Below are 9,231 nucleotides of genomic sequence, written 5' to 3'. Positions count from 1 at the left end.
TTAAACCTTAATGACACATATTTGATTAACAACGATTAAAAAAAATATAAATTATGACGGAAACATTTCCAACTGAAAAATCTATACTTTCCATCGAAGGTATTAAGAAATATATTTTATCAGAATACGATTTGGAGGAAAACTGTAAATGCTTATTCTATAGACCGGGATTAAATGATACTTACAAAATTGAGGAATCAGAGAAGCTATTTTATTTGAGAATTTACAATAGTAAATGGCGGACAAAACATGATGTTGAGTCCGAAATAATATTAATCAAACATCTTTCTGCGAATGGACTTGATGTGGCTTCTCCTGTGGAAAATAAGAATAACCAATTCATTATGGAAATAAATGCTCCAGAAGGCATTCGATATGCTGTACTATTTAAGTCGGCATTAGGAAGGTGTGTCGATAAATTGGATGAAAAACAAAGTTTAAATTATGGGAAGATGGTGTCATCAATACATGAATCTTCGGATAAGTTGGATAAGCTAAATAGGTTTAATTTAGATATGAATCACTTGCTTGAACAACCATTAAGTAATATTAAACCATTCTTTAAAAATCGAGAGGCCGATTTCAATTATCTACGGACAACAGCTAATTCTCTAAGTTCTAAGATTTTTGAATTAATAGCACAGTCTGAATTAGACTATGGAATTTGTCATGGTGATTTTCACCATGGTAATGTATTCTTTGACGAGGAGGATAATATTTCTGTATTCGATTTTGACTGTTTCGGCTATAGCTGGAGAGCCTATGATCTTTCTGTTTTTTTATGGAGTTGTGTGCCACCCTATAACTGGAAAGAAGAAGACAATCGTAAACGAATGCAATTGTGGGAATCTTTTCTTGACGGGTATTCGAGTTTAAAACCAATAAGTAAAGATGAAATAAAAGCAGCATTTGTTTTTGTTGCTATCAGACATATTTGGTTCTTAGGCTTGCAAACGATTAAAACAGATACCAAAGGTCAAGAATGGTTAAATGATAACTATTTTGACTATGCCATAAAATTTATAAAAAAATGGATTGAAACATATAAGGTGTTGGACTAGAACCCACACCTCTAAAATTACTTTTTATACTTCCTGTGAATGATTGGAGACACAGGAAGTATAATAATTTAATTATTTATCCAAGATCTCTAAAATAGGTTTTCCTGTTAACGCATTTGGGCTTTGTACGTATAATAATTGTGTTAGGGTAGCTGAAATATCAGTGATGTTTAAATTTCTGTGAATCTCTTGCGCTGGGATATTTTTACCATACCAAAGTAGAGGTACATGCGTATCGTAGTTGAAAACAGATCCATGCTCTGTCCCTTTACGAGCGTCCGAATTATCTTCCGTCTTAATAAGATATCCAGGTTGCGTGATAATCAAAACATCTCCACTTTGAGAGACGTAATACCCTTTACGAACCATATCCATCCATTCATCATCACTAGAGGCAGTATACAATTGATTCGCAGTATAAGCACGTTTTACATGATCCCATTTTTGAACCTCTGAGGCAACAAAAGCACTAACATCTTTTATCTCAATCTCTAACTCTTCTATTTTGTTATGATCTATATAAATGCTGTTATTGTTATACTTGAGCAACAACTCGGCACCAAATTTATCTGATACATCTGTCTTTAATTGATTATAATCATCGAGAATAAACATGTATCCACCAGGAAGTTTATTATCTAGCATGTACTGAGGAACTGGAACAACGGCATGATCTGCCGTTAAGAATATAGTGAATTCATTGTCTCCAACGGTGTCCTTTAAATATTTTATTAATCGCGCGATTTCCAAATCCAATCGGAGGTACATGTCTTCTATTTCAACTGAATAAGGACCGAATGCATGTCCCAGAATATCTGTAGAAGAAAAACTTATACAAAGTACATCCGTTTGATTATCCTTGCCCATTTCTTCCGATTTAATCGCTTTCATAGCGAAATTGGTTAAATGAGTATTTGCAAATGGAGAAGACGTGAACACAGAATATGGATCAGCCTCAGGAGATATTTCGCCTAAATTATAAGGGAAAATAGGTTTTGTAGACTCACCTAATAGTTGTTCGTATGGTGAGTCGTCGGGACCGCTTTCAGTGTATTCCTCAATTGGATAAAGTGTTTTCCATGTTTTTTTTAGACTTTCATCAGGGAATCGAGTAGCATTGAATTTTGTAACCCAATCTGGTAGTTTCTCTTTGAAGAAAGAGCTTGTTATAAAGTCACCAGTTGTATAATCAAACCAATAGGAGCCATCACTCAAGTGACCACCAGGTAGTATAGCACCTCGCTCCTTAATAGATACCGAAACCACTTTCGAAGCTGGGTAGGTTAATTTTAACTGATCTGTAATTGTGTTAGCTTTCAAATTTAATGGAGAAAAAATGCCATTATCAGAAGTAGAACCTATAGTGTGAACCGAGGAATCTGCGACACAATTTTGAACTTCCCCTGTGCTTCGATGGTACCAATCATTTGCAATAATACCATGATTACTTGGTGTTGATCCAGTATATATAGAGGCATGCCCTGGACCAGTAAATGTTGGTACGTAATTGTAATGCATATTACGACAGTTTGTGCCCTCGTTCATCATCAATTTAAAACCGTCATCCCCAAATTTATCGTAAAATCGGTACAAGTACTCGTAGCTCATTTGATCTACTACAATCCCAACAACTAATTTGGGAGATTTTTTCTGTTGAGCATTTAATAAGGATGCTACTCCAAAAATGATGATAAATAAAATATGTTTCATGTTTTTCTGAATTGAAAAGGCAAGCACGTCTAAACTGCGTTTTAATGCCGTTTAGAGATCGTAGCTGTTGCCCAAGATACAAAAAGTGTTTTAAAAATGATTGAAATTTCGTACAATTTACTTTGCAAGATAAAAAAGAATATCAACAGAAATTATTTGTTCACCTTCAAATGAGCAAGCGTATTCCCAAGTACAATTTTTACAGATTTCTAAAATCCATTTTAGATTTAGAATTTTTATATACACTTTACCATTCTTATTATGATGAAAGTGAACAAAAATGCATAAATCCTGTTGTCTTTTTTTACTTTGTTTGGTTGGCTATTTAGAGAATATTATAAGTCGAATTTAGCATATTTATTGATTTTTATCTACGATTCATCGAACTCAGGTTTATACTTTTTAGGTTATGATATTGATAAAGAGTTACCTTGGCATAGTACCATAAGTAGCACCCATCAATTATATTCAGAATCTGTTTTTGAAGCCATTTTGATAGAGTGCTTGGTATGTGTATAAAGTGTTGTATTTATTAGCCATTGCTTATAATTTAAAATAAATAACTTGTAAAATGGTTGCTTTAAGGAAATTACAATTATTAAATATTTTTGTAAGTAAATATTTCTGAACTTGAAGTGTAAAACCATTTATTTTATCTACTTTTCAGAACTATTAATTGGTAAACCAATTATGGAATACCAATTACAATTAATTATTTAATAGCAAACCCCAAATCAAATTAAAAATGAAATTTTTTTTACAAAATCGCATGCGCTTTATTGCGTTATGCGTAATGGTGACATGTTTCACTATACCTACAATGGCACAAGTGCCCTCAGATCTCATGGATAACTGTAATCAATGGAAGATCACTTATCCTACAGGAGTTGAGGATAAAACATTATGTAATGAACCCAATAACGAGTTTTTTTATGTGAATCCTACAGGAGATGCAATCGTTTTCAATGTTCCCATAAAAAGTGATAATGGTTCTACGCCTAATTCTGATAATATTCGTTCTGAACTTAGAGAAAGGACATCCGATGGTAGTGCAGACATTTATTGGACTACAGAGGGTCAACACATGCTTTACGTGAAACAGGCGATTACACATTTACCTATTAACGTGTCAAAATTGGTAGCCACTCAAATACACGGTAATAAAGATGATGGTATTGATGATTCTATGGTAATGAGATTAGAAGATTCACATCTGTTCTTAGCTTTTAATGGAGGCGAATTAAGGAGTAATGTGACTATTAAGACGAACTATTCTTTAGGTACTATTCATGAAGTTATTTTTTTGATAGTTGATGGCAAACACTATTGTTATTATTCTGAGGATGGTAATCTTTTAAGTGCGTATAATAGTGGCAATGCGTCTTCATATTTGGTAAAAGATGGTAGTAATGACTATGTAATGGATCTAAATTATGATGACACTTATTTTAAAGTAGGAAACTACACCCAAAGTAATCCTGTAAAAGAAGGAGACGATACCGATGATCCTGACAATTATGGCGAAGTTTTAGTTTATGATTTCTCTGTTCAGCATGGAGATGACGTTGGAGAACCAGTAGATGTTACTGGCGTATCATTTTCGTCAAGTACAGTAGCTCTTTCATTGGGAGGTACTCAGGCATTATCAGCATCGGTAAGTCCATCAAACGCTTCAAATAAAGGCGTAAGTTATAGTAGTAACAATACATCTGTAGCAACAGTAAGTTCAAGTGGTGTCGTTACAGCAACAGCAGAAGGTAGCGCAACTATCACTGTAACTACAGATGACGGTGGATTCACAGATACTATTATAGTTACTGTAACCGCTCCATCTACAGATACTAATTTAGCATTGAACAAATCAATCTCTGGTACGGGTATAGCAGATGGAACGAATGTCGTAGCGAATCTTGTGGATGGTTTTACTTCAACACGTTGGGCCGTTTCTGGGTTTCCGCAAACAGCAACTATAGATTTAGATTCAATATATACATTAGGAAGAACAGAGCTGGTATGTTATTTTGATAGGGATTATCAATATACCGTATCTGTATCTAGTACAGAGAATGGTACTTATACTCAGGTAGTAGACAGATCGGGGAATAAAACTCCAGGTACAGTAGCTAGTCCTATCATTGATACTTTTTCTAATATTGATGCCAGATATGTAAAGATTACCGTAACAGGTGCAGCTACTTATACTGAATCATGGGTGAGTTTATTAGAAATGAGAGTATTTGCAGGAGAAGGAAGTTCTCAGACTGTACCCGTTACAGGTTTGTCAATGACGCCATCAAATGCTTCATTAACAACTGGAGGAACACAACAATTGTCTTCTTCAGTAACTCCATCTAATGCTTCAAATCAAGGCGTAAGTTATAGTAGTAACAACACATCTGTAGCAGTAGTAAATTCAGGTGGTGTCGTTACAGCAATAGGAGAAGGTAACGCAATTATCACGGGAACTACAGATGACGGTGGATTCACAGATACTATGGTAGTTACTGTAACGGATCCGTCTCCATCTCCAGATATTAATTTAGCATTAAACAAATCAATATCTGGTACAGGTATAGCAGATGGAACGAATGTCGTAGCGAATCTTGTAGATGGTTTTACTTCAACACGTTGGGCCGTTTCTGGGTTTCCACAAACAGCAACTATAGATTTAGATTCAATATATACATTAGGAAGAACAGAGCTGGTATGTTATTTTGATAGAGATTATCAATATACTGTATCTGTATCTAGTACAGAGAATGGTACTTATACTCAGGTAGTTGACAGATCGGGGAATACAACTCCAGGTACAGTAGCTAGTCCTATCATTGATACTTTTTCTGATATTGATGCCAGATATGTAAAGATTACCGTAACAGGTGCAGCTACTTATACTGAATCATGGGTGAGTTTATTAGAAATGAGAGTATTTGAAGGAGAAGGAGGTTCTCAGACTATACCTGTTACAGGTTTGTCAATGACGCCATCAAGTGTTTCATTAACAACTGGAGGAACACAACAATTGTCTTCTTCAGTAACTCCATCTAATGCTTCAAATCAAGATGTAAGTTATAGTAGTAACAACACATCTGTAGCAGTAGTAAATTCAAGTGGTGTTGTTACAGCAATAGGAGAAGGTAGTGCAACTATCACTGGAACTACAGATGACGGCGGATTCACAGATACTATGGTAGTTACTGTAACGGATCCGTCTCCATCTCCAGATATTAATTTAGCATTGAACAAATCAATCTCTGGTACGGGGATAGCTGATGGAACGAATGTCGTAGCGAATCTTGTGGATGGTTTTACTTCAACACGTTGGGCCGTTTCTGGGTTTCCACAAACAGCAACTATAGATTTAGATTCAATATATACATTAGGAAGAACAGAGCTGGTATGTTATTTTGATAGGGATTATCAATATACCGTATCTGTATCTAGGACAGAGAATGGTACTTATACTCAGGTAGTAGACAGATCGGGGAATAAAACTCCAGGTACAATAGCTAGTCCTATTATTGATATTTTTTCTGATATTGATGCCAGATATGTAAAGATTACTGTAACAGGTGCAGCTACTTATACTGGATCATGGATAAGTTTATTAGAAATGAGAGTATTTGAAGGAGAAGGAGGTTCTCAGACTGTACCCGTTACAGGTTTGTCAATGACGCCATCAAGTGCTTCATTAGCAATTGGAGAAACACAACAATTGTCTTCTTCAGTAGTTCCATCTAATGCTTCAAATCAAGATGTAAGTTATAGTAGTAACAATACATCTGTTGCAACAGTAAATTCAAGTGGTGGTGTTACAGCAATAAGAGAAGGTAGTGCAATTATCACGGGGACTACAGATGACGGTGGATTCACAGATACTATGGTAGTTACTGTAACGGATCCATCTCCATCTCCAGATATTAATTTAGCATTGAACAAATCAATCTCTGGTACGGGTACGGCAGAAGTAGGGAATGTCGTTGCTAACCTTGTGGATGGTTTTACTTCAACACGTTGGGCTATTGATGGGTTTCCACAAACAGCGACTATAGACTTAGATTCAATATATACATTAGGAAGAACAGAGTTGGTATGTTACGCAGATAGAGCTTATCAATATACTGTATCTGTATCTAGTACAGAGAATGGGCCTTATACACAGGTAATAGACAGATCGGAGAATACGACTCCAGGTACAATAGCTAGTCCTATCATTGATACTTTTTCTGATATTGATGCCAGGTATGTAAAGATTACCGTAACAGGTGCAAATTCTTATGTTGGAACATGGATAAGTTTATTAGAAATGAGAGTATTTGCAGGAGAAGGAGGTTCTCAGACTGTACCCGTTACAGGCGTGTCAATGACGCCATCTAGTGCTTCATTGACAATTGGTGAAACACAGCAATTATCCTCTTCAGTAGCTCCATCTAATGCTTCAAATCAAGGTGTAAGTTATAACAGTAGTAATACATCTGTAGCAGTAGTAAATTCAAGTGGTGTTGTTACAGCAATAGGGGAAGGTAGTGCAACTATCACGGGGACTACAGATGACGGAGGATTCACAGATACTATTGTAGTTACTGTAACAGACACATCTATAGATACCAATTTAGCACTGAACAAATCAATCTCTGGTACAGGTACGGTAGATGGAACGAATGTTGTTGCTAACCTTGTGGATGGGGCTACTTCAACGCGTTGGTCTGTTTCTGGGTTTCCACAAACAGCGACTATAGATTTAGGCTCAGTATATACATTGGGAAGAACAGAGCTGGTATGTTACGCAGATAGAGATTATCAGTATACGGTATCTGTATCTAGTACTGCGAATGGCACTTATACTCAGGTCGTAAACAGATCGGGGAATACGACTCCAGGTACAGTAGCTAACCCTATCATTGATTATTTCTCTGATATTGATGCCAGGTATGTGAAGGTTACCGTAACAGGTGCAAATTCTTATATTGGAGAATGGGTGAGTTTATTAGAAATGAGAGTATTTGCAGGAAATGGAAGTTCTCCAACTGTACCCGTTACAGGTGTGTCAATTACGCCATCAAGTGTTTCATTGACAACTGGCGAAACACAACAATTGTCTTCTTTAGTAGCGCCATCTAATGCTTCAAATCAAGGTGTAAGTTATAGCAGTAGTAATACATCTGTAGCAGTAGTAAATTCAAGTGGTGTCGTTACAGCAATAGGAGAAGGTAGTGCAACTATCACTGGAACTACAAATGACGGTTCATTTACAGATTCTTCTGTTGTGACAGTGAACTCTTCTGGAGGTGGAGATTATGATGCCCCTTACGATATTCCTAAACTTCAGGATTATCTTGCGCAATGCAAATTGCAATCTCCTGGAAGTGGTACTGAAGCAACGGCTTCTAATATTATCTCTGGCTACTCATCAAATACTTTTTATGTGGTAGATGGTGACAAAGTGGCTTTTTATCAAACGGGAGCTAGTGCTAGGACAGAATTGAGATTTCTCGATAACTGGTATGTTAATAATATAAATAAAACATTTCATGCTAATGTGAAAATCGTTCAGCAGACCTGTGATCAGCTTACCATTATGCAAATCCATGATGATGCCAATGCTGGCAATGGACCAAACAAACCTTTGCTTAGAGTGTATAAAAGCACAACGAAGTCTCCTGTAAACCACCTATGGGCAGCAATTAAAACAGATTCGGGCGGAATTGCTACAGAGCATATCGACCTTGGTTTAGCGCCTAGTGACTATTTCGATTGTGATATTAGTATAGAATCTGGGAATATGATTATAGAAATCAATGGCTCAGAGGAGGTCAATAAAGATGTTTCATTTTGGACTTTCCCTAGCTATTGGAAAAATGGCGTGTATCTGCAAGACAGTGGAGAAGCTATAACATACTTTAATGAACTAACATTAAGCAATTCGTCTACCTCTAAAAGTAGTACAACTAAAACGATGAGTGCTTTTACTTTAGAAGAAGAAGTAGAGGTATCGCTATGGCCAAACCCAGTAATAGACACTGTTAATATTAGTGGAGTCAAAGATTTCCATACATTAATAGTATACGACCTGTTAGGTAATCTTATTATCAGTCGAGCTATTCATGGAGAATCTGTTGATGTCTCGAATTTGAATTCTGGTCTGTATATTTTCAGGCTTTTGGGCAAGGAAAAAACAATTAATAAACGTGTTATCAAAAAATAATAATTAATTATTAAGTGGAAGTGGTTTAAACCATTTCTATATATTATTGAAGCAGGTGAAGGTAACTTCACCTGCTTTTTTTGTAGCATTATTTATAATCTTATTATACTGGTTGCACTATACATTTTCAGAATTTTATCCTTCAAACAAATGCTTTTTTGGAGGACATGCCCTATAATAACCTGAGTTCGACGTAAGTTAATCAATGTGCGATGCACCTTTATTTACCATATATAATAGTTGTTTACTTTTGTT

The 9,231-nt window shown here is 35.9% G+C and carries 3 protein-coding genes; 2 read left to right on the top strand and 1 reads right to left on the bottom strand.

Annotation, left to right across the window (positions count from 1 at the left end; translation table 11 throughout):
- The first annotated feature begins 53 nt into the window (after positions 1-53).
- Positions 54-1,061 (top strand): phosphotransferase enzyme family protein, encoded by a 1,008-nt coding sequence (locus Q4Q40_RS22015; protein WP_303304217.1) that lies wholly within the window; start codon positions 54-56, stop codon positions 1,059-1,061.
- Positions 1,062-1,133: 72 nt separating this feature from the next.
- Here the strand turns inward: Q4Q40_RS22015 and pafA are convergent, their stop codons facing one another.
- On the bottom strand, positions 1,134-2,771 hold the full coding sequence (gene pafA, locus Q4Q40_RS22010) for an alkaline phosphatase PafA (RefSeq protein WP_303304216.1): 1,638 nt from the start codon (positions 2,769-2,771) through the stop codon (positions 1,134-1,136).
- A 745-nt stretch (positions 2,772-3,516) separates the two neighbouring features.
- On the opposite strand from pafA, the gene Q4Q40_RS22005 reads away from it, so the two are divergent.
- Positions 3,517-8,976: an Ig-like domain-containing protein gene (locus Q4Q40_RS22005; RefSeq protein ID WP_303304215.1), complete on the top strand. Its 5,460-nt coding sequence runs from the start codon at positions 3,517-3,519 to the stop codon at positions 8,974-8,976.
- Positions 8,977-9,231: the final 255 nt, after the last annotated feature.

The sequence above is a fragment of the Flavivirga jejuensis genome (assembly GCF_030540765.1).
GTDB classification, from domain to species: domain Bacteria; phylum Bacteroidota; class Bacteroidia; order Flavobacteriales; family Flavobacteriaceae; genus Flavivirga; species Flavivirga jejuensis.
The sequence above is the reverse complement of the archived record's forward strand: the minus strand, read 5'-3'. Positions and strand labels throughout refer to the sequence as shown.

Coding starts and splice junctions, on each gene's coding strand:
- Q4Q40_RS22015 (WP_303304217.1), top strand. CDS start 54: ATGACGGAAACATTTCCAACTGAAAAATCTATACTTTCCATCGAAGGT.
- Q4Q40_RS22005 (WP_303304215.1), top strand. CDS start 3,517: ATGAAATTTTTTTTACAAAATCGCATGCGCTTTATTGCGTTATGCGTA.
- pafA (WP_303304216.1), bottom strand. CDS start 2,771: ATGAAACATATTTTATTTATCATCATTTTTGGAGTAGCATCCTTATTA.